Source organism: Amycolatopsis antarctica, assembly GCF_002262875.1.
Lineage (GTDB): Bacteria > Actinomycetota > Actinomycetes > Mycobacteriales > Pseudonocardiaceae > Amycolatopsis > Amycolatopsis antarctica.
Map to the genome: position 1 here is coordinate 24102 of NZ_NKYE01000024.1, position 23884 is coordinate 47985.

The window sequence follows — 23884 nt, forward strand, 5'->3', positions numbered from 1 at the left end:
CTGCTACCCACTGCCGGGGGTTCTCAATCACCCTCGGTGGTGCCCTTGGCCTCCGGATTCGCCAGGCCGAGTACCTCGTCCAGCCCAGTGAGCTCGAAAACCTTCCGCACCTGCGGCTGCGGACCGGCCACGACCAGCTTCGCTCCCCGCGCGTCGGCCTGCTTCATCCCGGAGACCAGCACGCGCAGGCCCGCCGAGTCCATGAAGGACACCCCGGCCAGATCGACGGTGACCAGTTCGACCTCGTCCGCGCTCGCCGCGGCGTCGATGGCCTCGGCGAGCTGGTCGGCCGTGCTCAGATCGACCTCACCGGTGACCTCCAGGACCGTTGTGGCCGCGCCGCTGGTGGTGATCCGCAACATGGGGATTCCTCTCGGTTCTTCCGTACCATCGTGTTCGCTCGCCCGGGGCTGATCGAGACCGTCATGGGCGAGATGTCGCTGGGGAGATCATGCGACACGGCCGTTCACCCCGGCGCGCCACCCTCGTCCCCGATCTGTGTACGCAACTGACGCAGGAGCGAGGTGAGCAACCGGGACACCTGCATCTGCGAGACGCCCACCCGCCTGGCGATGTCCGACTGGCTCATGCCGTAACCGAATCGCAGCAGCATGATCCGGCGGTCGCGTTCCGGCAGGTCGCGCACCAGTGGCATCAGCATGGCCCGCAGTTCCGCCTGCTCGAGGTTGTCGTCGGGACGGCCGAAACCGGTGTGCGCCGAGTCCTCCAGCATCGCGTCCAGCGAGGTCCCGTGCTGCCCGCGTTCGGCGACCAGGCACTCGTAGACCTCTTCCTTGCCGACGCCGAGATGTTCGGCGAGCTCGCTGGGCCTGGGCGCCCGCTCCAGCTTCGCCGTCAGGTCCTCCCGCGCGGCGCCGAGCCGGGCGTGCATCTCCTTCAACCGGCGGGGAACCCGGACCGACCAGCCCGCGTCGCGGTAGTGCCTGCGCAGTTCCCCGGTGATGGTGGGCACGGCGAAACCGACGAACTCGGCACCGTGCTCGGGATCGAAACGATCGACGGCGTTGATCAGCCCCAGCGTGGCGATCTGCACCAGGTCGTCCATCGACTCGCTCTGGTACCGGAACCTGCGGGCCAGGTTGCGCGCCAGGTCGGCGTGCCGGTGCACCAGCCGCTCACGCAGTTCGGCGTGCCGCGGTTCGCCCGGCTCCAGTGCGCGCAGCCTGCGGAATTCCTGGCGTACGTCCCGGTCGGCATCGTCCCGGGAGGCCGGTTCACCCGGTCCCCCTGCCGTCGTCACCGGGCTACCGTCACGCATTCCCGTACGAGTTCCACTCGGGTCAGGTATCCGTCGTCGAGCGGGGTGACCATCCGGCGGGCGGAGGTGGCCAGAGCTGTCAGCAACTGCCAGCCCAGCGAGTCCTCCTGCGCCAGCCCTGGCTGGTCGGCCAGCACGGTCACGTTCACCTCGACCCGTCCGGACGCCCAGCGGAACTCACAGGTGAGCGTGCCGTCCGCGGCGGCGGGCAGCAGCAGCGAACAGGCCTCGTCGACCGTCATCCGCAGGTCCTCGACGGCGTCGAGGTCGAAGTCGAGCCGCATGGCCAGGTCGGCGGCCAGCGTGCGCAGGGTGGGAACCACCTCCGGCGTGGCGTCGGTGCGAACCTCCATCACCCTCGGCTCGCCCCGGGCCGCACCCCCGGCTGCGGAGTCCTTCACGGCAGAGCTGTCAGGCACAGTCGGTCCTCCGTTCGTCACTGCTGCGTCGGCTCCCAGATGCCCGATCGGGTCGGGTTCCAAACCATTATCCAGGTCGGTGTTTGAGCTTTGGACAACCTGGGCACCTCCCCGGTGAACGTGAACGATCAGCCGAAGGGCGGACAGATGAGCGACGTGAGCCGGCTGCCGGTGGTAGTGGCGGACGAATGGGACTGGCAGCTCGAAGGTGCCTGCCGGGGTTTCGACAGCAGCCTGTTCTTCCACACCGACAACGAGCGCGGCTTCGCGCGGGAGATGCGCGAGTCGCGGGCGAAGGCGATCTGCGAGTCGTGCCCCGTGCTCAAGCAGTGCCGCGAGCACGCCCTCTCGGTGCAGGAGCCATACGGGATCTGGGGCGGCATGGGCGAGGTGGAGCGCCGCGAGCTGTTCCGCCGCCGCCGTCGCGCACACGACCGGCCCGCCGTGCAGGCGGATGCCCAGGAGACCCCCGCCTGAGCACACCCGGCCGGCCATGCCCGGCCCGGCGGGACGTCAGCCGAGCAGCGCGTCGAGCTTGGCCCGCACCCGGTCCAGGTCCTCGCTGTACTTCAGTACCGCGCCCAGTGTGATCGCGGCCGACTCGACGTCCAGCTCGGATTTGCCCAGTGCCTGCAGCGCCTGTGCCCAGTCCAGTGACTCGGCCACGCCCGGCGGCTTGAGCAGTTCCATCTCGCGCAGCTTCCGGATCGCCCCGGCGATCTGGGTGGCAAGGCGCTCACCCACGCCGGGCAGCCGCCTGCGCAGGATCGCCACCTCACGCGCCAGGTCCGGATGCTCGACCCAGTGGTACAGGCAGCGGCGCTTGAGCGCGTCGTGCACCTCCCGCGTCCGGTTCGACGTCAGCACCACCAGCGGCGGATGCTCGGCGCGCACCTCACCGAACTCCGGGATCGTCACGGCGTTCTCGTCGAGCAACTGGAGCAGGAACGCCTCGAACTCGTCGTCCGCGCGGTCGATCTCGTCCACCAGCAGAACGCAGGGCGCCTCGACCAGCGCCCGCAGCAGCGGACGGGCCAGCAGGAACCGCCGGGTGTACAACGACTGCTCGGCGGCCTCGACGTCCAGGCCACCCCCGCCCGCGGCCTCCAGCGCCCGCAGGTGCAGAAGCTGGCGGGGGAAGTCCCACTCGTAGAGCGCCTGCGCGGCATCGATGCCCTCATGGCACTGCAAGCGGATGATCGGCAGGCCGAGGCCCTCGGCGAGCGCGTTCGCCAGCGAGGTCTTGCCGGTACCGGGCTCGCCCTCGCAGAACAGCGGGCGGCCCATGCGCAAAGCGAGGAAAGCCGCGGTCGCCACCCCCTCGCCGGCGAGGTAGCCGGTGGATTCGAGCACCTCGGACAACGCGGCGGGCGAATCGGGCCCGTCCACGCCGTTCCCGCCGGACGACGTCGTGTGCGCGCTGGTCTCCACGCTGCGTGACTCCTTCGCCGACGGTGGCCTGTTCCCGGTCAACTACATCACGGGCGGCGGTGGCGTGCAGTGCCTGTGGCCGGGCAGATCCGCGGGTGTGTCCACGTCCCCGCCCGAGCCGAGATCGCCGCATTCCACCAGCCGCAGATCCGGCCGGCCGGACAGCCAGCCCCGGGCGCCACGATCACCCGAGGCGCCGGCGACGACCTCCGGCCACCAGTGCGCCCCCAGCAGAACGGGATGACCCGGCACCCCGTCGTAGGCGGCCCTGGCGACGACGCCGGGCGCGGACAGGCCGGCGAGCCGCGCGACCACGGACGCGGTCACCCCGGGCAGATCCACCAGGTGGACGAGCGCGGCCTCGGGCACTCGCGGCAGCGCGGCCAGCGCACCGAGCCCGGCGCGCAGCGAGGCGCCCATCCCCTCGGCCCAGTCCTCGGCGAGCACGGTGGCCGCCGGGGCGGGCACCAGTGCCCGGACCTGCTCCGCCCGCGCTCCGAGCACGACGTGCACCGGAGCGCAGCCGCCCTCGGTCAGCGCGCGCAGGGCACGTCGCACCAGCGGCTCCCCGGCGAGTTCGACCAGGGCTTTCGGGTGCCCGAACCGGCGTCCGGCGCCCGCCGCGAGCAGCAGTCCCGCCGCGGTCACCGCTGCCGCCGGACCCGGCCCGGCGGAGCGAGCGCGAGATCCGCCTCGATCCGCCCTGCGGCGGTGAGCAACGGAGGAACGAGGTCGCGGCGCACCTCGGCCACAGTGGTACGGCTGGCATGGGTGGACAGGTTCACGGCTGCGATCACCCTGCCCGCACGGTCGCGCACCGGCGCGGCCACCGAACGCAGGCCCTGCTCCAGTTCCTGGTCCACCAGCGCCCAGCCCTGACCGCGTACCACCGCGAGTTCGGCACGCAGCCGTTCCGGTTCGGTGAGCGTGCGCGGTGTGTGGCGGATGAGCCGCGCGACCTCCAGGTAGCCGGTGAGCTCCGCGTGCGGCAACCCGGCGAGCAGGACGTGCCCCATCGAGGTCGCGTGGGCGGGCAGGCGGGTGCCGACGTTGATCGCGACGGTCATGATCCGCGCGACCCCGGCGCGGGAGACGTAGACGATGTCGTTGCCGTCGAGCACGGCGACCGAACTGGATTCGCCCACCTCGGCGGACAACGCCTCCAGATGGGGCTGGGCCAGACCGGGCAGGGTCATCCCGGACAGGTAGGAGTAGCCGAGTTCGAGGACCCTGGCGGTGAGGGCGAAGTACTTGCCGTCGGTGCGCACGTAGCCGAGATCGGCGAGGGTGAGCAGGAAACGGCGGGCGGCGGCGCGGGTGAGTCCGGTGCCGCGGGCCACCTCGCTCAGCGTGAGTTCCCGGTGTCCCGCGTCGAACGCCCTGATCACCGCCAGGCCGCGTTCGAGCGACTGCACGTGGTGGGCACCGCGTACCTCTCCCGCGCCCTCGTTCCCGCCGGCACCGGGCTCGGCGCCGGTGTCGGCTTCGGTGTCCACGCCGGCCGCTCCGGCGTCGGTGTCCATGGGCCGACCCTATCGGCCCCCGTTCGGCCGGGCAGGACGCTCGCCCCGCCTCGGTGCACCGCTCGACGGCGCGCCCGGCGGAGGCGAGGATGAGGCGATGAGCGAGCGCACCCGGATCGTCGTCACCCGGCCCATCGCCCACGAGGCCATCCGGCTGCTGCGGCAGGCGGGCGAGGTGGCCGAGCCGGGGCGGGAGGCCGTGCTGGAACCGGCCGAGTTGCGCGCCGCGGTCGCCGGAGCCGACGCGATCGTCAGCACCCTGCAGGACCGGATCGACGGTCCGCTCGCCGACGCGGCGGGCCCCGGCCTCGCCGTCGTCGCCACCGTCGCCGTCGGCTACGACAACGTCGACGTCCCGGCCCTGGCCGAACGCGGCGTCACGGTGACGAACACCCCGGGGGTGCTCACCGACGCGACCGCCGACCTCGCGTTCGGCCTGCTGCTTGCGCTGACCCGGCGGATCGGCGAGGGGGAACGGCTGCTGCGCGCACGGACACCGTGGCGGTTCGACCTCGGCTTCATGCTCGGCAGCGGCCTGCGGGATCGGACTCTCGGCATCGTCGGACTCGGCCAGATCGGCCAGGCCGTCGCCCGCCGGGCCCGCGCGTTCGGTATGGAGATCGCCTACACCGGACGTCGGCGCGCCGACCCGGCGGTGGAGGCCGAACTCGGCGCGCGGTACCTGCCCCTCGCGGACCTGCTGCGTTCCGCCGACGTGGTGTCGCTGCACTGCCCGCTCACCGAGGCGACCCGACACCTGATCGACGCGGCCGCCCTGCGGGCGATGCGCCCGGGCGCGTTCCTGATCAACACCACCCGCGGGCCGGTGGTCGACGAACGGGCGCTCGCCCAGGCCCTGGCGGACGGCGAGATCGCCGGCGCGGGGCTGGACGTGTTCGAGAACGAACCGGACGTGGAGCCGCGACTGCTCGGCATGGACAACGTCGTGCTGACGCCCCATCTCGGCTCGGCGACGGTGGAGACCCGGACCGCGATGGCGGTGCTCGCGGCACGCAACGTGCTCGCCGTACTCGGCGGCGATCCGCCGCTGAGCCCGGTACGGGCCTGAGCCGGGGACGAGCGCGTCCCCCGTCCGGAAGGGCGGGGGACGCGACGGGCGGAGGGGCCCTACTCGGCGGCGGCCTGTGGTGCGCCGTCCTCGGGCTGCTGCATCACCGCGAAGTTCAACTGACCCTCGTCGTCCTGCTGGACGTCGAGGACCTTGTCGTCGAGGAAGTCCGCGGCCTGCGGTTCGAGGAACACGCGGGCCCCCTCCTCGGTGCCGAGGACCTGGTCACCCTCCTCCGGCGACGGAGCGACGGCGAGCGAGAGCTGTGCGCCCTCCTCCTGTTCGGACTGCACGGCGAACCGCAGCCCGCCGGCCTCCTCGCCCTGCTGCTCCGTGAGTGCGCTGATCGCCTGGGCAGCGGCGTCGGTCATGGCGAGCATGTTCGACCATCCCTTCATTGCTGTCGTGCGCTCGCGTCCCACCGTAGGGGTCACGGATCGGTTACGCCGGATGGGTGCCGGATGATCGGCGTCACCATCGCCTCCGGGGCGCGAAGCGGTCCACGGTCACGGTCTCGGGTTATGCTCGTCCCCGGCCGTCGACCTGGCACGACGCTCCCCCTCCCCGCAGATTCCCGCGGCAGGCGGCGCTGCCCGGCCGAGGTCACCCCGGCGTTCCGCGCCGTGCGGTCCGGAAGGGAAGGGCGTAGGGCGTGTCCGATTCAGTGATGTCCGATCCGGCGGTACCCCGGGCGGCGGTGCCCCATCCAGCGGGGCCCGATCCTGCGGGTTCCGGCTCGCGCGCCCAGGTCGCGGATAACGGCCGCGGCGCGAACGGCGCGGTGCCGGCGGGGTTCGGCATCGGACCGGAACTGCTCGACCGGCTACTGCACTACCTGCACGGCTCCGTGGACGGCTGCCTCGGCGCGGGACTGTCGACCTCCGCGAAGGACTCACATCCGGTGTGCTCGGCCGGGATCGCCGAGGAGATCGATCCGCTCCAGTGGAAACTGGGCACCGGTCCGACCCTGCGCGCCGCGCTGGAGAACGAATCCACCTTCTCCTCCGACCTCGCCACCGACGATCGTTTCCCCGCACTGGCCGCCGCGGTGGCCGAGCGAACGGATCTGCCGGAGACGATCGCCGTGGTGGCAGTGTCCGGGAGCTGGAACGACGAGGGCCCGATCGTGCTCACCGTCTACCTCGACCATCCCCCCTGCCCCGCCGACCTGCTGGCCGTCGAAGAGATCGAACCGGTGCTGGCGATGGCGGCCGCCGTCGTCGAGTACTGCTCCGAGGAGATGCTGCGGGCGGACCAGCTCGTGACCATGGTCGAGCACCGGCGGATCATCGAACAGGCGAAGGGCATGGTGATGGCGGTGCGCGGATGCGACGCCACCACGGCCTTCCGTTCACTCGTGGTGGCCAGCCAGCACTTCAACGTCAAACTGCGCGACCTCGCGGTGGCCACCGTGGAAGAGGTCGGCGGTGCTCCCGCCGAGGGGCCGCCGCAGGACGCGATCGGTGGGGCGCCACCGCGGTCGCCGGATGCGGCCGCCCGCGGTGCCGCCCGGCGGATGTGGGCCGCGCTGCGGGAGAACTAGGACCCGCGGGACAGGTCATGGCGCGACGGCCGCGACCACGCCACAACCGGACGTCTAGATCCGCGCCTCACCGGGCGGCGTCCGGATCCAGTCCGCCACCGACCCGCCCGCCTCGTCGGACAACTGCCGGTCGGGCGCCGACGAACCCGGCGCGTCCAGCCGCTCCTCGGGGGCGACCGGCTCCACATCGGCGGCGACGTCATCCACGCTGTCGTCCAGTTCCTCGGCCGGGGTGGCCGCGATCGGGCGGTCACGGATCTCCGGTTCCTCGGGTTCCGGCTGCTCCTCGTGCAGCTTCTGGTCGAGGCTCTCGCCCTCCTGCTGCTCGCGGGCGGTCATGCCGAACCGGTTCGCCGCGGACCAGTGCTCGGGCGGTTCCACGCCCTCCTCCAGCGGATCGACCTGCAACCGGTCCTCGTCGGTGTCCTCGCTGGCGCTGTGCTCGGCGTGCTGCTCGACCGGATCGCTCATCGGTGCCTCCTCGTGATCGCATCTGCTCGAAGCAGGCCTACCACCGACGGCCTGTGGTCAAACGGCGAGCGCGCAGGGCAGTCCGGCGGTGGGCGGTGTCCGCCCCTGCGGGCGCGCTGCGTACCGTTGGGATTCGGTTGAGCAAACAGCCGGTACGGGAGCGGGTCTCGCCCGCGTCCGGCCGCGACTGAACCGGCTCGACCGGGCGCCAGGTGCGCCCGGCCGTCGGCCGAGGCCCGCTCCCTCCTGATTTCTCCCCCGAAGTCACCGGAGTGCCCAACGTGTCCGACTCCCCCGTGAGACCCCAGACCACCGGAACCGCCGACACCAGACCGAGCACCGCGGGAACCGCGGTGTCAGACCCGTCCGGCCGTCCGGCCGCTTATGTCTCCCGCGACCTCCGGCTGGACGCCGAACTCCACCCGGGCGGTTCCCCCCGGACGCCGACGATCATGCTCGGCCGGGTGCAGGGCGACGTCGACGCCCGCTCGGCCGCCGACTTCCGCGCCTGGTGCGCGGGCGCGGCCGACCCCGGGCCGCTGGTGCTCGACCTGTCCGACGTCACCTTCCTCGGCGTGGCCGGTCTGTCGGCACTCGTCGATCTGGCACACGATCTGCGCCGCCGGGGCGTGGACTGGGCCGTCGCGGCGCAGGCGCGGGCGGTGCTGCGGCCGTTGGCGGTCAGCGGTCTACCCGACCTGGTGCCGGTGCACCCGACGGTCCGGGCGGCGATGGACTCGCTGACGGGCCCCCGGCCGGAAAGTTCGGCCGCCGGAGACCCGCGGGGCTGAATCCCGCCGACCGTTCGTCGATTCGGTTGCGGCAAACGGGGGAATAGGCTTGTTGAGAACTGGAACATCCAGGCATATCGCGGTTACGATTACTGCGAGTCGCAGAGCCTCCGGACAATCGGGTGCTTCGCAACCCGGATGTACGCATCAGCAGCGTTTTCCCTCGGATGGGAACTCACACAGAGTCACCCGGGAGGCACCATGCTCATCAGCGCGATCCCGGCCCATGCCGCCTCGGACTCGTCCACGTCGACAGGAGTTCGCCGTGACCATGACCCCCTTGTCCACTCCGACGGGCGCCCCCGGTGACCGGCCGGGCGTGGCGAGCGCGGACGGGGTCGCCACGGGCTCGACGGGCCGGCGGCGACAGGTGAAGCCGGCACCCACCCGCCCGGCACCGCTGCCGTCGCCGGACCGGCCGTCGCCGCCCGAGGCGGTCCCCCGTCTCGGGGGGCCCAGCCGCGTCCCGGCCGGGACGCGGCTGACCACCGAACAGCTCGATCCGCTGGTGCGGGCGGCCTCCACCGGCGACCGGGCGGCGGTGGCGACCCTGCTCGCGGCGATCAGCCCCACGGTCACCCGGTACTGCCGGGCCCGGCTGGGCGGACGGGACCTCTCGTACGTCTCGGCGGACGACGTCGCGCAGGAGGCCTGCCTGGCGGTGCTCACCGCGCTGCCCGCGTACCAGGACCGGGGCGGATCGTTCCTGTACCTGGTACACGCGATCACCTCGAACAAGATCGCGGACGCCTTCCGCAAAGTCTCGCGGGACCGTTCGGATCCCGTCCCCGAACCACCGGAGGCCGTCCGTCCGGGGACCGAGAACGCCCCGGAACGCAGCGCGCTGGACGGCGATCTCCGTTCCCGCTTGGAAGGCCTGCTCGCGCATCTTCCCCAGGTGCAACAGGAGATCCTGGTGCTGCGCGTCATCGTGGGGCTGTCCGCGAACGAGACCGCGGAGGCGGTGGGGATGACGCCGGGCAACGTGCGGACCACCCAGCACCGGGCGCTGGCCCGGCTGCGCGGCTTGGCCGGCGACGAGGCCTGGTAGGGCCCGGCGGACGCCGGAACCCACCTGACCCGCCGGCATGGTCAGGCCGCGGGCAGTTTCCCGCGACGCTGGATCACCCCTCGGCGCTCGACCTCGTCCAGACCACCCCACACCCCGAACGGCTCCTCGGCGGTCAGGGCGTGGTGCCTGCACTGCACGATCACCGGACAGCTCTGGCAGATCTGCTTCGCCCGCGCGACGCGGTCCGCCCGCGCGAATCCGCGCTCCCCGTCCGGATGAAAGAACACCGCGCTGTCGAGATTCCGGCAGTTGCCGTTCCGCTGCCATTCCCAGGTCTCCGCCACCGGAGTGGGGAGACGAGAAGTATCCGCCACGCTGATCACCTCCGCGTTCGATCGCCACCTGCGGCCTGCATACCCCCATTCGGCGGCTGCCACACCTGTCTGCCCCGGTATTCAGCGGATTGACAAAAAACCCGGAGTCGCGGGAACCGCCCACCCTGTGATACTCACGAGTAACAACCGGAAGGGGCCACCATGGCTGACGGATCCGCCGACCGGCAGGCGAGCGGGCGCGAGTACGACGTGGTGCTGTTCGGTGCCACCGGCTTCACCGGCGAGCTGACCGCCCGCTACCTCGCCCGGCACGCCCCGGCGACAGCGCGGATCGCGCTGGCGGGCCGCAACCGGGCGAAACTGGAGACCCTGCGGGCCGGCCTCGCCGAGACCAACCCCGGGTGGTCCGACCTTCCACTGCTGCACGCCGACGTGGGCGACGCCGCGTCCCTGCGCGCCGTCGCGGCCTCCACGCAGGTCGTGATCACCACGGTCGGGCCGTACCTGCTGCACGGGGAGCCGCTGGTGGCCGCCTGCGCCGAGACCGGCACCGACTACGTAGACCTCAGCGGTGAGCCCGAGTTCGTCGACGACATGTACCTGCGCCACCACGCCCGCGCCGTCGAGACCGGGGCACGCATCGTGCACGCCTGCGGCTTCGACTCGATCCCCTACGACCTCGGCGTCCTCTACACCGTCGCGCGGCTGCCGGACGACGTTCCCGTCGACATCACCGGCGCCATCCGGGCGAGCGCGACCTTCTCCGGCGGTACCTTCCAGTCCGCGCTCGGCGCGTTCTCCCGGCTGCGCAGCATGCAGCGGACCGCCGCCGCGCGCAGGAAGGCGGATCCTCGCCCGGCGGGCCGTACCGTGCGCACACCCACCGGACGCCCGCACCGGGACGCCGGCACCGGCCGCTGGCTCGTCCCGCTGCCGACCCTGGACCCGCAGATCGTCGGCCGTTCGGCCGCCGCGCTGCCCGTCTACGGCCCGGACTTCACCTACCGCCACTACGCCGACGTCAAGCGCCTGCCGACGATCGTCGCGGCCGGGGCGGGCATGGCGGTACTGTTCGCCGCCGCGCAGATCCCGCCCGCCCGCAAGGCGCTCGGCTCGCTGCGCAAGAACGGCGACGGACCGAGCGCGCGGCAGCGCGCGAAGTCGTGGTTCTCCCTGCGGCTGGTCGGCACGGCCGGTGGCGAGCGCGTCGTCACCGAGGTCTCCGGCGGCGATCCGGGATACGACGAGACGGCGAAGATGCTCGGGGAATCCGCGCTGTGCCTGGCTTTCGACGATCTGCCGGCCACTTCGGGCCAGCTCACGCCCGCCGTCGCCATGGGCGAGCCACTGGTGGAACGCCTCGTCAGGGCGGGCATCACCTTCCGGGTGATCGGCTAGGGCCGCACGGCGACCCGTCGCCGGAGAATTCGCTGGACCACGGCGGCAGGATGAACCGGTGACGAACACCGGATCCGCCGCCGGGCACACCGAGATCAGCCCGGTGCCCGTCGGCTCGCCGACCGCGCACGCCATCCTGAGCCGCTACCTCGCCGAGATCGTCGGCCGCTACCACCGCCGTCCGGCGACCGCGGAGGAGGTCGCGGAGGGGGTCGCGGAGCAGTTCACCACCGATCCGAGCGACGACCTGACCGGCCCGCGCGGGACGTTCCTCGTCGCCTGGCTGGACGGGCGGCCGGTGGGCTGCGTCGGCGTGCGCCTGGTTCCCGGCGAGCAGGCGGAGGTCAAGCGGATGTTCGTCGCCCCGGAGGCCAGGCGCACCGGGATGGGCGCTGCCCTGCTGGCCGCCGCGGAGCGGGCCGCGGGCGATCTCGGTGCGCGGGCCGTCCGGCTGGACACCCGAACGGACCTGGTGGAGGCCAGGGCGTTCTACGCCCGGCACGGTTACCTGGAGACCGAGCCGTACTCCGCGGAGATCTACGCCGATCACTTCTTCCGCAAAGAGCTACCGGTAACCGGCGACCTCCCGGGTTGCGCCGGGAGCCGGGTCGATGTCGGACCGTGACCGGCCGGTGATCTCGGCGTTCACCCACTGGGGCGAGTCGTCGGCCTTCTCCGAGGGGCACGTATCTTGACGCGCGATAGATGGTTTCAGTCCGATCCGGACTCGGTCCATCGCCACCGGACGGGGAGGGTTACGTCTTGACGCAGGAACACCCGTGGCCTGAGTCGCACGCGGAGCAGACCGACGTGCTTCCCGTCGTCCACGCACGCCGCCAGATGCCGGCCGATGCCCAGCAGCCGCCCGCCCCGGGCGGGGGCGAGCAGGCAGAGGGCAAGGGAAAACGATCCGGTGCGCGCAAGGCAGGCATCATCGCCGGTGCCGCGGTCGGCGTTCTCGCGCTGCTCTACGGCATCGATCTGCTGGTCAGCCAGGGCAGCGTGCCGCGCGGGGTCACCGTCGCCGGCATCGACCTCGGCGGGGAGGACCGCGACGCCGCCGAGCAGCGGCTGCGCGACGAGATCGAGCCGAGGCTCACCCAGCCGGTGCAGGTGCGAGCGGGTGCCGTCGAGCAGACCCTCGACCCGCGCAGCGCTGGCCTGAGCCTCGACTGGTCCGGCACCCTCGACCAGGCGGGCGACCAGCCGCTGAGCCCGTTCACCAGGATCAGCTCGTTCTTCACCCACCGCGAGGTGGGCGTGGTGACCGAGGCGGAGCCGAACCAGCTCAAGACGGCCATGGGCGAACTGCGCGGCCAGCTCGAACGCGACCCGGTCGAGGGTGGCATCCGGTTCGAGGAGGCCACCCCGATCCCCGTCGACCCGGTGCAGGGCCAGAAGCTCGACGTCGAGGCCGCCACCCAGACCGTGCTGGACCACTGGGCGTCCGGCTCGCTGAACCTGCCGGTGAACATCACGCCGGTGAAGACCACGCCCGAGGGCGTGCGGGCCGCGTTCGACGAGGTCGCCGTGCCCGCCGTCGCCGCCCCGGTGCTGGTCAAGGGTGAGGGCAAGGACGTCCAGTTCGAGCCCGCGGAGATCGGCCGCTCGCTGGTCTTCGAGCCGGGCGAGAACGGGGCCCTCAACTCCCGGGTGGACAACGCCAAGGTGATCGAGGCGCTGGGCCCCAAGCTCAAGGAGACCGAGATCGAGGGCAAAGACGCCGAGATCGTCTTCACCGGCGGCAGCCCGACCGTGCAGCCCTCCGAGGACGGCAAGGCCGTCAAGTGGGACCCCAGCCTGGCCCCGCTGATGGACGTGCTCAAGCGTCCCGACGCACGCGAGATCGTGGCCCAGTACGAGATGAAGCCGGCGAAGGTGACCACCGACGCGGCGAACCAGCTCGGCATCAAGGAAGTCATCGGGGAGTTCACCACCAAGGGCTTCGCCGCCGACTCCGGCACCAACATCCGCGTGGTGGCGGAGAAGGTCGACGGGGCGATCGTGAAACCCGGCGACACGTTCAGCCTGAACGGTTTCACCGGCCCGCGCGGCACCGCTCAGGGGTACGTCGAGGCTGGCGTCATCTCCGACGGCGCACCCGGCCGCGAGGTCGGCGGCGGCATCTCGCAGTTCGCCACCACGCTCTACAACGCCTCGTACTTCGCCGCCATGAAGGACGCCGGGCACAAGGAGCACAGCTACTACATCAGCCGTTACCCGGCGGCCCGTGAGGCGACCGTCTTCCAGGACGGCGGCGGCAACAGCGTCATCGACCTGAAGTTCGCCAACGACAGTGAGACCGGTGTGGCCATCCAGACGATCTGGTCACCGTCGAGCATCACGGTCAAGCTGTGGGGCACCAAGCGCTACGAGGTGGAGTCCGTACCGGGCGGGCAGACCGCACAGACCCCGCCGCAGGAGAAGGACGGCCCGGCGGAGAACTGCAAGCCGAGCGAGGGCTCCCCCGGCTTCACGACCAGCGACACCCGGGTACTGCGGGACGCGAAGTCCGGTGCCGAGGTGCGCCGCGAGCCGCGGACGGTGAAGTACAACCCGCAGCCCAAGATCCGCTGCCCGGAGCCGGCCGCCACCCCGTGACGCCGCTCGTGCGGGGGCCGGTCCGCGGTCCCCTCACGAGGCGGTGAGTTCGGCCAGTCTGCAGGCGGCGCCGTCGAGGCAGCGGGCGATCGCGTACTCGTAGAGCCGGGCGTAGTGGGTGGACGCCCGTTCGGGGTCGCGCAGGAGCTCGTGTGCGCCAGGGTCCGGCCCCTCCGCGGGCCGCACGCAGCCCGCGGCGCGCACCCGCTGCTCCAGCCCGCGCAGCCGATCGCGTTCCATGGCGACGTACTGGCAGCCGCTGCTGAGCAGCATGTTGTAGACGAGCACGCTCTCCTGTCCGAAGCCGGCACCCCGCAGCACCCGTACGCCGGTGTCGATCATCCGCACGGCCGAACCGTCCGCCGGGCCGAACAGCGCGAGCCTGCCGGCGACGCCGGGGTAGCCGAGCAGTACCTCCCGCAGCCTGGCCAGCAGCAGTTCGAACCATTCCCGCCAGCCCAGTTCGGGAGGCGGCTCGCTGACCATCCGCAGCACCCGGTCGGTCACCGCCGCGATCACCGCGTCCCGGTCGCCGACGTGGTGGTAGATCACCGCCGGGTAGGCGTGCACCTCGGCGGCGAGCTGACGGACGCTCCAGTTGTCCAGTCCGCGTTCCGCGGTGAGCAGGGTGGCCGCGGCGATGATCCGGTCCCTGGTCAGCGCCGGCAGCCCGGCCGCGCCGCGCGAGTGCGGGGCGGGGCCGGAGCCGGAGGGGGTCATGGAACGGACACTAGCGCCCAGGACGCTTCGGGTATACGAAGATAGCCCGATCCAGCCAGGTCATGCGCCTCCGGTGCCGACGACCAGCGCGACGGTGGTGGTGAACGAGCCACCGACGTTGAGGGTCAGCGCCGTCCGCGCGCCGTCGACCTGGATGGGCCCGGCGGTACCGGACACCTGACGGGCGGCGTCGCGCAGCATCCGCACGCCGGTGGCGCCGACCGGGTGGCCGAGCCCGAGCAGCCCGCCGCCGGGGTTCACCGGCAGCACGCCGTCCGGGCCGATGTCGCCGCTCTCGATCACCCGGCCGCCACCGCCCGGCGGGGCGAGCCCGAGGTGTTCCAGCGCGACCAGCGCGGTGATGGTGAAGCAGTCGTGCAACTCCACCAGGTCGAGAGCGTCCGGGCCGGGAATGCCCGCACGCCGGTAGGCGTCAGTGACGGTGCCGCGGAGCTGGGGAAACAGGTAGCCGTCCGGTTCGGCCCGATCGAGTTTGCCGGCCAGCGGCAGGGTCGCGGTGCGGTGACCGAAGCCGGTCACCGCGGGCACGTCGTCGAGTGTCCTGCCGTGACGGGCGGCCCATTCGGCGGCGAAGCGCGGCGAGGCGAGCACGACCGCGGCGGCACCGTCGGTGATCCGGCCGCAGTCGGTCCGGCGCAGGCTGCCCTCCACCGGCGGGTTGTGCTCGTCCTCGGTGCCGAACGATCCGGCCGGGAAGGTCCAGTCCCTGGCCTGTGCCAGTGGATTCCGGGACGCCGAGGCGAACGCGAGTTCGGCGAAGGCACCGAGGTGCGCGTGGTCGAGGCCGTACCTGCCGTCGTACGCCTCGGCGATCTCGGCGAACAGCGCGGGCCAGGGGAACCGCGCGGACAGTGCCTCGTGCCCGGCCCAGGCGGCCGTGCCGAGGTGCTCGGCCGCGGTCCGGGCGTCGACATTGCGCATCACCTCGACGCCGACGACGAGCGCGAGGTCGTACCGGCCCGCGGCGAGGTCGGCGCAGGCGGCGAGCACGGCCGTGCTGCCGGAGGCGCAGGCGGCTTCGTGCCGGGTGCTCGGCACCCCGTCCAGTCCGGGCACCGCCGTCACCAGCAGACCGCCGAGCTGGGCCTGCCCGGCGAACAGCTCCCCGGCGAGGTTGCCGACGTGGGCGACCTCGATCCGCTCGGCGGGAACGCGGGCGTCCTCCAGCGCGTCCGGCACGACCTCGGCGAGCAGGTCGAGCAGGCCGCCGCCCTCCTTGGCGAGGTTGCGGGCGAAGTCGGTCTGCGCGCCACCGAGGACGTACACGTGCTACCGCCCGAGTGGGACGGGTGCCGCGAAGCGGTCCCGCAGTTCGCGTTTGAGCACCTTGCCGACGGCGTTGCGCGGCAGGGAATCCACCAGCTCGAGGCGTTCGGGCAGCTTGAACGAGGCGAGCCCCCGTTCGCGCAGGGCGCCGAGCAGGGTGTCCAGGCCGGGCGGGTCCGCCGGGTCCGCGGGCACCACCACGGCGCAGACCCGCTCACCGAGCACGGCGTCGGCGACTCCGACCACCGCGACCTCGGCCACCCCGGAGTGCGCGGCGAGCAGGTCCTCCAGTTCGGCGGGTGAGATGTTCGCACCGCCGCGGATGATCAGGTCCTTCGCGCGGTCGAGGTAACGCAGGAACCGGCCGTCCTCGCCGTCGATCGCGAACACGTCGCCGGTGCGGTAGTGCCCGTCGTCGTCGAACACGGCCCGGTCCAGCGGGGCGCCGGTGCCCTCGCCGAGGTAGCCGCCGAACACCGTGGGCCCGGCGACGCGCAACTCGCCCGGGATGCCGGGGGCGGTGATCCGCTCGCCGGTGCTGAGGTCGTGCAGCCGGACCGATACCCGCTCGGCGATCGGGGTGGACCAGACGGCCGGGCCGGAGAAGTTCGGGAAGTAGGTCGCCCGCTGACCGGGATCGGGGATGTCGCGAGGATCGGACAGCAGGGCGATCCCCTCGTTGGAGCCGAAGAAGTTGATCACGTCGATGCCGTACCGCTCGTGCCAGCCGCGAACCATCGGCGTGTTCAGCGGCGAGGACCCGCAGCCGATCGTGCGCAGCGAGGACAAGTCCACAGTGGACAGTATCTCCTCGTTGCGCAGCAGCATGTTCAGCAGTGCGGGTGGGGCGACGGTGTAGGTGGCCGACTCCTGGGCGATCTGGCCGAGGAAGATGCCGAGGTCGAAGGGCTGATGCGGGACGAACACCCCGCCGACCATCAGCCAGGGCAGGAACATGCCGGAGATACCCGCCATGTTGGTCATCGGGAACGGTGAGAGGAGCACGTCCTCCGGCCCGAGCGCCGCCGCGTGGCAGGTGCCCAGCGCCATCACCAGCCAGTCGCCGTGGCAGCGCGGTACGGCCTTCGGGTCGGTCTCGGTGCCCGAGGTCCAGCAGATCGTCACGCAGTCGCTCACGTCGGCGGGGTGCGCCGCGAGATGCGCGTCGAGCAACTCCCGGCCAGCCGGGCCGATCGGCTCGTCCGGCCACCGCACCGTGCCGTCCGGTTCGTGCTGCCCCCGGGACAGCACGAACCGGACGGACGGAACTTCGGCGCCGACTCGCAGCGCCTGCGCGGCGAGCCGGTGCTCGCCGTGTCCGGTGGTGGTGAGCAGGCAGACCGCGCCCGCCCGCCGGCACATCGGGATCAGTTCGTGCTCGCGATAGGCCACCGGGAAGGGCATCACGATCGCCCCGATCCTGACGATCGCCAGGAACGCCTGCACCAGTGCCGAGCTGTTCGGAAGCTGCACGGCGACGACCTCGCCCGCACGTACTCCCCTGGCCAGCAGGTCCGCCGCGAGCGCGTCGACCTGCTCGTCGAGTTCCCGCCAGGTCCAGCGCACCGGGTCCCGGCCGATCAGCGAGGCGGTGTCCGGCGGGTCGGCGAAGGCCTGCCTGCCGGGCGCCTCCGCGACCCGGGCGCGCAGCAGCCCGTCGACGGTCTCCCCTGACCACCAGCCGCGGTCGAGGTAGTCGCGTGCCCGCTCCGGCGGATGGCATCTCATCGGCGTGTCCCGTCGAGTTGGTCGGCGCGCACCCAGGCTGCGTGGAAGCCGAGCGGCACCCGGGCGGGTAGCAGCACCCTGGCCACCGGGCCGGCCTCGATGTCGGCGGCGTCGAAGATGTCGAGTTCGGAACGGCCCTCGCGCTCGTCCTGCACGAAGGTCACCAGGTACCCGTCGTCCTCGGCCACGGCGGAATCGCGGGGCGCGAACGGCGCCTCACTGCCCCAGCGTCCTGGCCCGAAGGACCACTCGGCCTTGGCTTGGGTGAGGTTGTCGTAGCGGACGATGCCGTCGAAGAGCAGCGTGGACTCCGGCGAGATGTGCACGTTGTAGGCGTAGCGGCTCTTGCGGCCGAGCATCCGCGCGTCGATGCTCGGGAACTCGGTGTTGGCGTCGTCCAGCGCGGACTCGGTGCAGGCCCCGGTGCGCAGGTTGAAGCGATACCGGTGGAGCTGGGCGTCCAGGCGCAGGTAGGACAGCATCTTGGCGAGCGGGGTGTGCGCGTCGGCGCGCGGCTGCGGTCGGTTCACCCGGCAGACGTCCATCACCACCTCGTCGCCTTCGTCCCAGGCGTTGACGACGTGGTAGATGTAGCAGGAATCGGCCTCGAACCAGCGCACCTGGTCGCCGGTGCCGTATCGCGGCAGCACCCCGAAGCGCGCGGGCATCGACCGGTCGAAGACGATCTTGTGCCTGCCCCGGCGGGCGGCCTCGGCATCCGGCAGCAGCGGCAGGTCCATCAGCACGGCGTACTTCTCGGTGATCGCCATGTCGTGCGGCAAGCGGGGGCCGGGCAGCGGCACGTCGGTCACGCTCGCCACGGCACCGTCCGCCCCCACGACGCCGAAGCGCAGGTACGGCGGACGTGGCCCGTAGTCGAACCAGAACATCTCGCCGGTGCGCTCGTCGACCTTCGGGTGGGCCATCATGTCGCCGGTCAGCGTGCCGAGAAAGTCTTCCGCACCAAGGGTTTCCAGCGACAGCGGGTCGAGGGCGTAGGGATCGCCGCACATGTACCAGGTGGCCAGCACGCGGCCGCGGTGGAACACGAGATCGGTGTTCGCCGCGTCCTTGAGGCCGAGCCCGTGGTGGTTGCCGAAGGGATTTCCCTTCGGGCTCTCCATCACCCCGGTCCACAGGGACCGGCCCGCCTCGGAGTCGGCCAGGAACGCCTTCGTGCGAACCCAGCGGTTGCGGTACCTGGCCTTGCCGTTCTCCAGGTGGACCGCGTGCACCATGCCGTCGCCGTCGAACCAGTGGTAGCGCCCCTGTGGCTGGAACCGCGGGTTGGGACCGTTGCGCAGGTAGACGCCGTTGAGGTCGCGCGGGATCTCGCCGATCACCTCGAGCGCGTCCGCGTCGATCTCGGTGTCGGTCGGCGCGTACAGGCCCAGCAGATAGGGATTGGGCTCGTCCGGCTCGCCGGACTGCGGCTCGGCCACCAGCACCGGACGCTCGGAGGTCTCGGACATCCACATCCTCCGTCCTGCGATGCGCCGGGGAGCCGGAGCGGCTGGCAATACACTATGATTTCAGTATCCAGCCGTCAATACGCAGGCAGGAGACCACCCGAGCAGGAACGCGAGGTCACCGACCACGTCATCGGCCACGTCGCCGACCACGCCCGCCGTCACCCGGTCGGTCTAGAGTGACGCAGGCATTCCTAGGGGGAAGCGTGACGACACCGGGACCGAAGACGGGCGAGGCGGCACAGGATCCGCTGCGCCGGGCACTCGAACTGCTCGGTGACCAGTGGACGCTGCTGATCCTGCAGAGCGTCTTCCTGCGAGTCCGGCGCTACGAGGAACTGCGCACCAGGCTGGGCATCTCCCCCACCGCGCTCTCCGGCAGGCTCCGGGCCGCCGTCGAGGCCGGAATCCTGGTCCGCTCGCCGTATCGCGGCAGCGGCCGCACCCGGCACGAGTACCGGCTGACCGAGCGCGGGCTCGCCCTGTGGCCGCTGCTGGTGACGATCTGGTCCTGGGAACGGAGCTGGGTCGAGGGCCGCGACGAGGTTCTGCCCACGCTGACCCATCTCGACTGCGGCAACGAAACGGCCACCGGACTGGGCTGCGCGGCCTGTCTGCGGCCCGCCGACCTGGCGGGTACCCGGCTCCACCGCAGGCCGGGCACCGCCTACTCGGGCGGGTCCGGCAGGCGCTTCCGGCGCAAGGACGCCGAGCCGCTGGCCGCCGACCCGCTGATGTTCTTCCCGGCCACCATGGAGCTGCTCGGCGATCGCTGGTCCACCGGGATCATGCTGAACGCCTTCCTCGGCTCGCAGCACTTCTCCGAGTTCGAGCGGGAGCTGGGCATCGGGCCGAGTGTGCTCTCCGACCGGCTCGGCCGCCTCGTCGCCGCCGGGGTGCTGGGCACCGAGACCGCCCGCACCCGCGCCGACGCGCGCGCCTACCGGCTGCTGCCCAAGGGGGCCGCGTTCTTCCCCGCGCTGGCGATCCTGATCGACTGGGCCCGCGACCGCTGCCCCCTCGCCGACGGCGCGGCGAGCGTGGAGATGCGCCACGAGTCCTGCGGGCAGCGGCTGCAACCGGTGCTGCTGTGTGAGCACTGCGGTGTCCCGCTGCACCGCACGGCACTCACCTTCGATCTGAACGCGGTCTCCGCGAGCCTGGTCGGGGTGACGCGCTGACCAGGGCGAGCCGGGTGATTCCCGGTTCGACGGGATCGGTGATCGCGGCGGTCACCCGGCAAGCCGGTGCCAGGGTCTTCCACCGAGGCCGCCAGGGACCGTCCCGGTGCCGGTACCGCGACCATGAACTGCCGGACACGCCCCGGTCCCATGGCCCGGAAATCCGGTAGCGGCACCGTGCCCGCCATGCGAGGCTGACCAGGAGCGCTCCCCGCAGGGCAGCCGACGACCGGAGCGAGGTTCGAAGATGACCGAGTCCACCCCAACCACGGGCACCGGCGAGGACGACGTCAAGCGTCAGTTCCGCGAGGCCCTTGAACGCAAGCAGGCGAAGGCCAAGTCGGGCGCCTCCCACGAGGATCGTGGTTCGAAGATCCACAACGCGCACAACGGGCCCGCAGCCACCAAGCGGGAGTTCCGCCGCAAGAGCGGCTGACCACCCTCCGATCACGAGAACGCGGCGGGCGGGTGCGTGTTCGCACCCGCCCGCCGCGTCGTGAACCGTCCCGACGGGCGCTACACCGTGGTGAGGATGGAACGCAGCCTGCCGACCTCGGCCATCCGCCGTTCGGCGATGCGGTCGGCGGCGGTGGCCGGCGGCACGCCCTCGGTGTCGGCGAGTTCGAAGACCTGCTTGGTGGTGTCGTAGAGCGTGGTGACCTTGCGCTTGGCCCTGGCGAAGTCGAAGCCGTGCAGCTCGTCGCTGACCTGCACCACGCCACCGGAGTTCACCAGGTAGTCCGGGGCGAAGAGGATGTCGCGGTCCTGGAGCCGCTTCTCCACGCCGGGGTGGGCGAGCTGGTTGTTCGCCGCGCCGCAGACCACCTTGGCCCGCAACACCTCCACCACCTCGTCGGTGAGGGCTCCGCCGAGCGCACAGGGCGCGAAGATGTCGATGTCCGAGCGGACGAGCGCGTCGGCGTCGGCCACCACCGACACCGAGGGGTACACCGCCGTCGTCCGTTCGACCGCCTCCTCGGAGACGTCGCTGACCACGACCTCGGCGCCCGCCTCGACGAGATGGCCGACGAGGATGTGGCCGACCTTGCCGATGCCGGTCACGCCCACCCGGCGGCCACGCAGGTCCGCGGTGCCCCAGCGGTGCTCGGCGGAGGCGCGCAGGCCCTGGAAGACGCCGAACGCGGTGAGCACGGAGGAGTCGCCGGCGCCGCCGTCCTCCGGCGAACGGCCGGTGACGAAGCGGCACTCCTTGGCGACGATGTCCATGTCGCGCACGTAGGTGCCGACGTCGCAGGCGGTGATGTAGCGGCCGGCGAGGGACTGCACGAAACGGCCGAAGGCACGCAGCAGCGACTCGGACTTGTCCACCTTCGGGTCGCCGATGATGACGGCCTTGCCGCCGCCGAGGTCGAGGCCCGCGATCGAGTTCTTGTAGGCCATACCGCGGGAGAGGTTGAGTACGTCCGCGACGGCGGCGTCCTCGGATTCGTACGGGTAGAACCGGGTGCCGCCGAGTGCGGGGCCCAGCGCCGTCGAGTAGATGCCGATGACGGCCTTCAGGCCGCTCTTCGCGTCCTGGCAGAACACGACCTGCTCATGACCGCTTTCGCGGCCGAACACACCTTCGGTCACGGTGGTGACTCCCTTGCCGTTCCGGTCCGCGTTCGTGGCGCGTTCCGGCGATGTCGGATTTCTGGTCTCGCGGAGGGAAGCGGCCCGGAAGGTCGTTCCGCGCCCGGCTCCGTCGCCGCGCACAGCAGAACTTAGGGGGCGCCGACGGTAAACGCCAAGAAGTTCCACCCGGGGGGACCACCGGCGCGGGACGGAGGGGTCAGAGACCGCTGCGCACGGCCCACAGGTCGGGGAACATCGGCGCGAACAGCGTGGAGCGCAGGTAGGCCGCCCCCGAGGAACCACCCGTGCCGGACTTGTCCCCGATGGTGCGTTCGACCATCTTGACGTGCCGGTACCGCCATTCCTGCACGCCCTCGTCGAGATCGACCAGGTGCTCGCACACCGATGCCGGGCCGTGGTCGTCGGCGTAGACCCGGAGCAGGATCTCCTGCAACTCGGCGGACGGCTGGGCGGGCGCGCTCACGTCCCGCCCGCCCGGCACCGCATAGCCGTGCACGCCGAGGTAGGTGAGGAACGAGTCGTAGAGCGAAGGGCGCGACATCGCCGCCTCGATCCGGGTGCGGTCCCGGCTGCCCTGCGGGTAGTGCTGGAAGACGCGCTGGTCCCGCCGCCCGAGCACCGCCTCCAGCTCGCGGAACTGGCCGGACTGGAAGCCCGAGGAGGCGTCGAGCCGGGTGCGGAAGCTGGTGAACTGGCTCGGCGTCATCGTCTCCAGCACGTCGATCTGGGTGACGGCGACCTTGAAAATCTTCAGGATCCGCCGCAGGGCCCGCAGCGAGTGGGCCGAGTGGCCCTCTCCCAGCCGCCGCTGCAGGTAGTCCAGTTCGTGCAGGATCTGCTTGAACCACAGCTCGTACACCTGGTGGATCACGATGAACAGCAGCTCGTCGTGTTCCTCCGACCGGGGACGCTGGGCTTCCAGCACCTCGTCGAGGGCGAGGTAGGAGGCGTAGGTCATCGCCGGGTTCTGCTCAGTCATGGCACGTGTGTACCAGAGTGCCGCGACGACGCTAGCGTGCCCGTATGGCCAGGGAGACCGTACTGCTCGACGCACCGTCCAACCTCGGGCTCCGCCCGCCCGCCGAGGGCGTCGTGCCCGGTTGCTACAAGGCGCCCGGTGCCCTGCGCGACCACGGCCTGCTGCGCAGGCTGGGTGCCCGGGAGGGTGGCGTGGTCACCCCGCCCCGGTACCTGCCGGCCTGGCGACCCGGTGCCGGGGTGCGCAACGCGACGGCGATCGCCGGCTACTCGCGCACCCTCGCCCGGCGGATCACCGCGCTGCGCCGCGACGGCGGCTTCCCGCTCGTGCTGGGCGGCGACTGCTCGATCCTGCTCGGCTCGGCACTGTCGCTGCGCCGCGAGGGCCGGTACGGGCTGGCCTTCCTGGACGGTCACGACGATTTCCGCCATCCGGGCAACGCACCGCACGTGCACGCCGCGGCGGGCGAGGATCTCGCGCTGGTGACCGGTCGCGGCGACCCGGCGCTCACCGGGATCGACGGCGCGGGCCCCTACGTCCGCGACGAGGACGTGCTGCTGCTCGGTGCCAGGGAACGCGAGATGGCGCGGACGGCCGGCGAGGGCCTGCCCGGTGTGGCCAGTGAGCGGATCATGGCCGACGGCACCGGCGGCGCGCTCCGGCGCGCGGCCGAGGCGCTCGTCCGCGACGACCTCGACGGGTTCTGGATCCACCTCGACGTCGACGTCCTCGATCCGTCCGTCGTGTCCGCTGTGGACAGTCCGGACGACGGCGGGCTGGACGCGGACACGCTCACCGCCCTGCTGCGCGGCCTGCTCGCCCTGCCGGGGGCCGCCGGGCTGGAGGTCACCGTGTTCGACCCGGATCTGGACCCGTCCGGGGAGCAGGCGGCCGTGATCACCGAGATCCTGGTGCACGCCCTCACCTGAGAGGGTGTGGTGAAACCCGGCTCTGTTGGTGGACGCGGGTGTGGTAGTTGATCTTTGTTGGGTGGTTTGTGGTCATCTTTGTGGGTGTGTCGGTGTAGCTGTGTGCCTGTGTATGCCTCGTCG

26 protein-coding genes are annotated in these 23884 nt (G+C 71.8%); 11 read left to right on the forward strand and 15 right to left on the reverse strand.

What is annotated here, in order from left to right:
• Positions 1-23: 23 nt before the first annotated feature.
• The 3 genes from CFN78_RS26995 to CFN78_RS27005 form a co-directional block, all read right to left on the reverse strand.
• Positions 24-362: an STAS domain-containing protein gene (locus CFN78_RS26995; RefSeq protein ID WP_094865917.1), complete on the reverse strand. Its 339-nt coding sequence runs from the start codon at positions 360-362 to the stop codon at positions 24-26.
• Positions 363-466: 104 nt separating this feature from the next.
• The gene (locus tag CFN78_RS27000) at positions 467-1261 is read right to left on the reverse strand and encodes a SigB/SigF/SigG family RNA polymerase sigma factor (RefSeq protein ID WP_420807934.1); all 795 of its coding nucleotides are present in this window, start codon (positions 1259-1261) and stop codon (positions 467-469) included.
• On the reverse strand, positions 1258-1632 hold the full coding sequence (locus CFN78_RS27005; RefSeq protein ID WP_094865963.1) for an ATP-binding protein: 375 nt from the start codon (positions 1630-1632) through the stop codon (positions 1258-1260). The genes CFN78_RS27000 and CFN78_RS27005 overlap by 4 nt, the downstream gene beginning before the upstream one ends.
• 213 nt (positions 1633-1845) lie before the next feature.
• On the opposite strand from CFN78_RS27005, the gene CFN78_RS27010 reads away from it, so the two are divergent.
• Entirely contained in the window at positions 1846-2175 is a 330-nt protein-coding gene (locus CFN78_RS27010; protein WP_094865965.1) for a WhiB family transcriptional regulator, read from the forward strand.
• 36 nt (positions 2176-2211) lie between these two features.
• Here the strand turns inward: CFN78_RS27010 and CFN78_RS27015 are convergent, their stop codons facing one another.
• The 3 genes from CFN78_RS27015 to CFN78_RS27025 form a co-directional block, all read right to left on the reverse strand.
• Positions 2212-3087: an AAA family ATPase gene (locus tag CFN78_RS27015; RefSeq protein ID WP_420807935.1), complete on the reverse strand. Its 876-nt coding sequence runs from the start codon at positions 3085-3087 to the stop codon at positions 2212-2214.
• 84 nt (positions 3088-3171) lie between these two features.
• A complete protein-coding gene (locus CFN78_RS27020; RefSeq protein WP_094865925.1) occupies positions 3172-3777 on the reverse strand; it encodes a nucleotidyltransferase family protein in 606 nt (201 codons plus the stop codon).
• Positions 3774-4652 carry an IclR family transcriptional regulator domain-containing protein gene (locus tag CFN78_RS27025; RefSeq protein WP_094865927.1) on the reverse strand — a complete coding sequence of 293 codons (879 nt, stop codon included), beginning with the start codon at positions 4650-4652 and terminating at the stop codon, positions 3774-3776. Before CFN78_RS27025 ends, CFN78_RS27020 begins: the two co-directional genes overlap by 4 nt.
• A gap of 97 nt (positions 4653-4749) precedes the next feature.
• Here CFN78_RS27025 and CFN78_RS27030 point away from each other — a divergent pair, with 97 nt between their 5' ends.
• On the forward strand, positions 4750-5721 hold the full coding sequence (locus CFN78_RS27030) for a 2-hydroxyacid dehydrogenase (RefSeq protein WP_094865929.1): 972 nt from the start codon (positions 4750-4752) through the stop codon (positions 5719-5721).
• 59 nt (positions 5722-5780) lie between these two features.
• On the opposite strand, the gene CFN78_RS27035 is transcribed toward CFN78_RS27030, so the two are convergent.
• On the reverse strand, positions 5781-6101 hold the full coding sequence (locus tag CFN78_RS27035) for a HesB/IscA family protein (protein WP_094865968.1): 321 nt from the start codon (positions 6099-6101) through the stop codon (positions 5781-5783).
• A 272-nt stretch (positions 6102-6373) separates the two neighbouring features.
• Between CFN78_RS27035 and CFN78_RS29995 the strand changes: the two genes are divergently transcribed.
• Positions 6374-7264: an ANTAR domain-containing protein gene (locus CFN78_RS29995; protein WP_133116495.1), complete on the forward strand. Its 891-nt coding sequence runs from the start codon at positions 6374-6376 to the stop codon at positions 7262-7264.
• Between the two features lie 54 nt (positions 7265-7318).
• On the opposite strand, the gene CFN78_RS27045 is transcribed toward CFN78_RS29995, so the two are convergent.
• Positions 7319-7735, reverse strand: coding sequence for a hypothetical protein (locus CFN78_RS27045; RefSeq protein ID WP_094865934.1), 417 nt, complete (start codon positions 7733-7735; stop codon positions 7319-7321).
• A 353-nt stretch (positions 7736-8088) separates the two neighbouring features.
• Between CFN78_RS27045 and CFN78_RS27050 the strand changes: the two genes are divergently transcribed.
• Both CFN78_RS27050 and shbA read left to right on the forward strand, forming a co-directional pair.
• The gene (locus CFN78_RS27050) at positions 8089-8526 is read left to right on the forward strand and encodes an STAS domain-containing protein (RefSeq protein ID WP_133116496.1); all 438 of its coding nucleotides are present in this window, start codon (positions 8089-8091) and stop codon (positions 8524-8526) included.
• A gap of 265 nt (positions 8527-8791) precedes the next feature.
• On the forward strand, positions 8792-9577 hold the full coding sequence (gene shbA, locus CFN78_RS27055) for an RNA polymerase sigma factor ShbA (RefSeq protein ID WP_240519722.1): 786 nt from the start codon (positions 8792-8794) through the stop codon (positions 9575-9577).
• A gap of 41 nt (positions 9578-9618) precedes the next feature.
• On the opposite strand, the gene CFN78_RS27060 is transcribed toward shbA, so the two are convergent.
• A complete protein-coding gene (locus CFN78_RS27060; protein ID WP_094865972.1) occupies positions 9619-9912 on the reverse strand; it encodes a WhiB family transcriptional regulator in 294 nt (97 codons plus the stop codon).
• Between the two features lie 162 nt (positions 9913-10074).
• Here CFN78_RS27060 and CFN78_RS27065 point away from each other — a divergent pair, with 162 nt between their 5' ends.
• The 3 genes from CFN78_RS27065 to CFN78_RS27075 all read left to right on the forward strand — a co-directional run bounded on the left by CFN78_RS27065 (position 10075) and on the right by CFN78_RS27075 (position 13872).
• Positions 10075-11271, forward strand: coding sequence for a saccharopine dehydrogenase family protein (locus tag CFN78_RS27065; protein ID WP_094865939.1), 1197 nt, complete (start codon positions 10075-10077; stop codon positions 11269-11271).
• Between the two features lie 58 nt (positions 11272-11329).
• Positions 11330-11896: a GNAT family N-acetyltransferase gene (locus CFN78_RS27070; protein ID WP_240519723.1), complete on the forward strand. Its 567-nt coding sequence runs from the start codon at positions 11330-11332 to the stop codon at positions 11894-11896.
• Positions 11897-12033: 137 nt separating this feature from the next.
• The gene (locus CFN78_RS27075) at positions 12034-13872 is read left to right on the forward strand and encodes a VanW family protein (protein ID WP_240519724.1); all 1839 of its coding nucleotides are present in this window, start codon (positions 12034-12036) and stop codon (positions 13870-13872) included.
• Positions 13873-13905: 33 nt separating this feature from the next.
• Here CFN78_RS27075 and CFN78_RS27080 read toward each other — a convergent pair whose 3' ends face one another.
• The 4 genes from CFN78_RS27080 to CFN78_RS27095 are packed head-to-tail and all read right to left on the reverse strand — an operon-like array spanning position 13906 to position 19079.
• Entirely contained in the window at positions 13906-14592 is a 687-nt protein-coding gene (locus tag CFN78_RS27080; protein ID WP_094865943.1) for a TetR/AcrR family transcriptional regulator, read from the reverse strand.
• A 60-nt stretch (positions 14593-14652) separates the two neighbouring features.
• Positions 14653-15879 (reverse strand): acetyl-CoA acetyltransferase, encoded by a 1227-nt coding sequence (locus CFN78_RS27085; RefSeq protein WP_094865945.1) that lies wholly within the window; start codon positions 15877-15879, stop codon positions 14653-14655.
• A gap of 3 nt (positions 15880-15882) precedes the next feature.
• Positions 15883-17607: a class I adenylate-forming enzyme family protein gene (locus CFN78_RS27090; RefSeq protein WP_094865948.1), complete on the reverse strand. Its 1725-nt coding sequence runs from the start codon at positions 17605-17607 to the stop codon at positions 15883-15885.
• Entirely contained in the window at positions 17604-19079 is a 1476-nt protein-coding gene (locus CFN78_RS27095; protein WP_094865977.1) for a carotenoid oxygenase family protein, read from the reverse strand. The genes CFN78_RS27090 and CFN78_RS27095 overlap by 4 nt, the downstream gene beginning before the upstream one ends.
• A gap of 203 nt (positions 19080-19282) precedes the next feature.
• Here CFN78_RS27095 and CFN78_RS27100 point away from each other — a divergent pair, with 203 nt between their 5' ends.
• Entirely contained in the window at positions 19283-20257 is a 975-nt protein-coding gene (locus CFN78_RS27100; protein WP_094865950.1) for a winged helix-turn-helix transcriptional regulator, read from the forward strand.
• A 247-nt stretch (positions 20258-20504) separates the two neighbouring features.
• The gene (locus CFN78_RS27105) at positions 20505-20693 is read left to right on the forward strand and encodes a DUF5302 domain-containing protein (protein ID WP_094865952.1); all 189 of its coding nucleotides are present in this window, start codon (positions 20505-20507) and stop codon (positions 20691-20693) included.
• An 80-nt stretch (positions 20694-20773) separates the two neighbouring features.
• Here the strand turns inward: CFN78_RS27105 and CFN78_RS27110 are convergent, their stop codons facing one another.
• Positions 20774-21850 (reverse strand): Glu/Leu/Phe/Val family dehydrogenase, encoded by a 1077-nt coding sequence (locus CFN78_RS27110; RefSeq protein WP_094865979.1) that lies wholly within the window; start codon positions 21848-21850, stop codon positions 20774-20776.
• 199 nt (positions 21851-22049) lie between these two features.
• A complete protein-coding gene (locus CFN78_RS27115; RefSeq protein ID WP_094865954.1) occupies positions 22050-22832 on the reverse strand; it encodes a tryptophan 2,3-dioxygenase in 783 nt (260 codons plus the stop codon).
• Between the two features lie 44 nt (positions 22833-22876).
• Between CFN78_RS27115 and CFN78_RS27120 the strand changes: the two genes are divergently transcribed.
• Entirely contained in the window at positions 22877-23761 is an 885-nt protein-coding gene (locus tag CFN78_RS27120; RefSeq protein ID WP_094865956.1) for an arginase family protein, read from the forward strand.
• Positions 23762-23884 lie beyond the last annotated feature (123 nt).

Coding starts and splice junctions, on each gene's coding strand:
- CFN78_RS26995 (WP_094865917.1), bottom strand. CDS start 362: ATGTTGCGGATCACCACCAGCGGCGCGGCCACAACGGTCCTGGAGGTC.
- CFN78_RS27005 (WP_094865963.1), bottom strand. CDS start 1,632: ATGGAGGTTCGCACCGACGCCACGCCGGAGGTGGTTCCCACCCTGCGC.
- CFN78_RS27010 (WP_094865965.1), top strand. CDS start 1,846: ATGAGCGACGTGAGCCGGCTGCCGGTGGTAGTGGCGGACGAATGGGAC.
- CFN78_RS27025 (WP_094865927.1), bottom strand. CDS start 4,652: ATGGACACCGACGCCGGAGCGGCCGGCGTGGACACCGAAGCCGACACC.
- CFN78_RS27030 (WP_094865929.1), top strand. CDS start 4,750: ATGAGCGAGCGCACCCGGATCGTCGTCACCCGGCCCATCGCCCACGAG.
- CFN78_RS27035 (WP_094865968.1), bottom strand. CDS start 6,101: ATGCTCGCCATGACCGACGCCGCTGCCCAGGCGATCAGCGCACTCACG.
- CFN78_RS27045 (WP_094865934.1), bottom strand. CDS start 7,735: ATGAGCGATCCGGTCGAGCAGCACGCCGAGCACAGCGCCAGCGAGGAC.
- CFN78_RS27065 (WP_094865939.1), top strand. CDS start 10,075: ATGGCTGACGGATCCGCCGACCGGCAGGCGAGCGGGCGCGAGTACGAC.
- CFN78_RS27080 (WP_094865943.1), bottom strand. CDS start 14,592: ATGACCCCCTCCGGCTCCGGCCCCGCCCCGCACTCGCGCGGCGCGGCC.
- CFN78_RS27090 (WP_094865948.1), bottom strand. CDS start 17,607: ATGAGATGCCATCCGCCGGAGCGGGCACGCGACTACCTCGACCGCGGC.
- CFN78_RS27095 (WP_094865977.1), bottom strand. CDS start 19,079: ATGTCCGAGACCTCCGAGCGTCCGGTGCTGGTGGCCGAGCCGCAGTCC.
- CFN78_RS27105 (WP_094865952.1), top strand. CDS start 20,505: ATGACCGAGTCCACCCCAACCACGGGCACCGGCGAGGACGACGTCAAG.
- CFN78_RS27115 (WP_094865954.1), bottom strand. CDS start 22,832: ATGACTGAGCAGAACCCGGCGATGACCTACGCCTCCTACCTCGCCCTC.
- CFN78_RS27120 (WP_094865956.1), top strand. CDS start 22,877: ATGGCCAGGGAGACCGTACTGCTCGACGCACCGTCCAACCTCGGGCTC.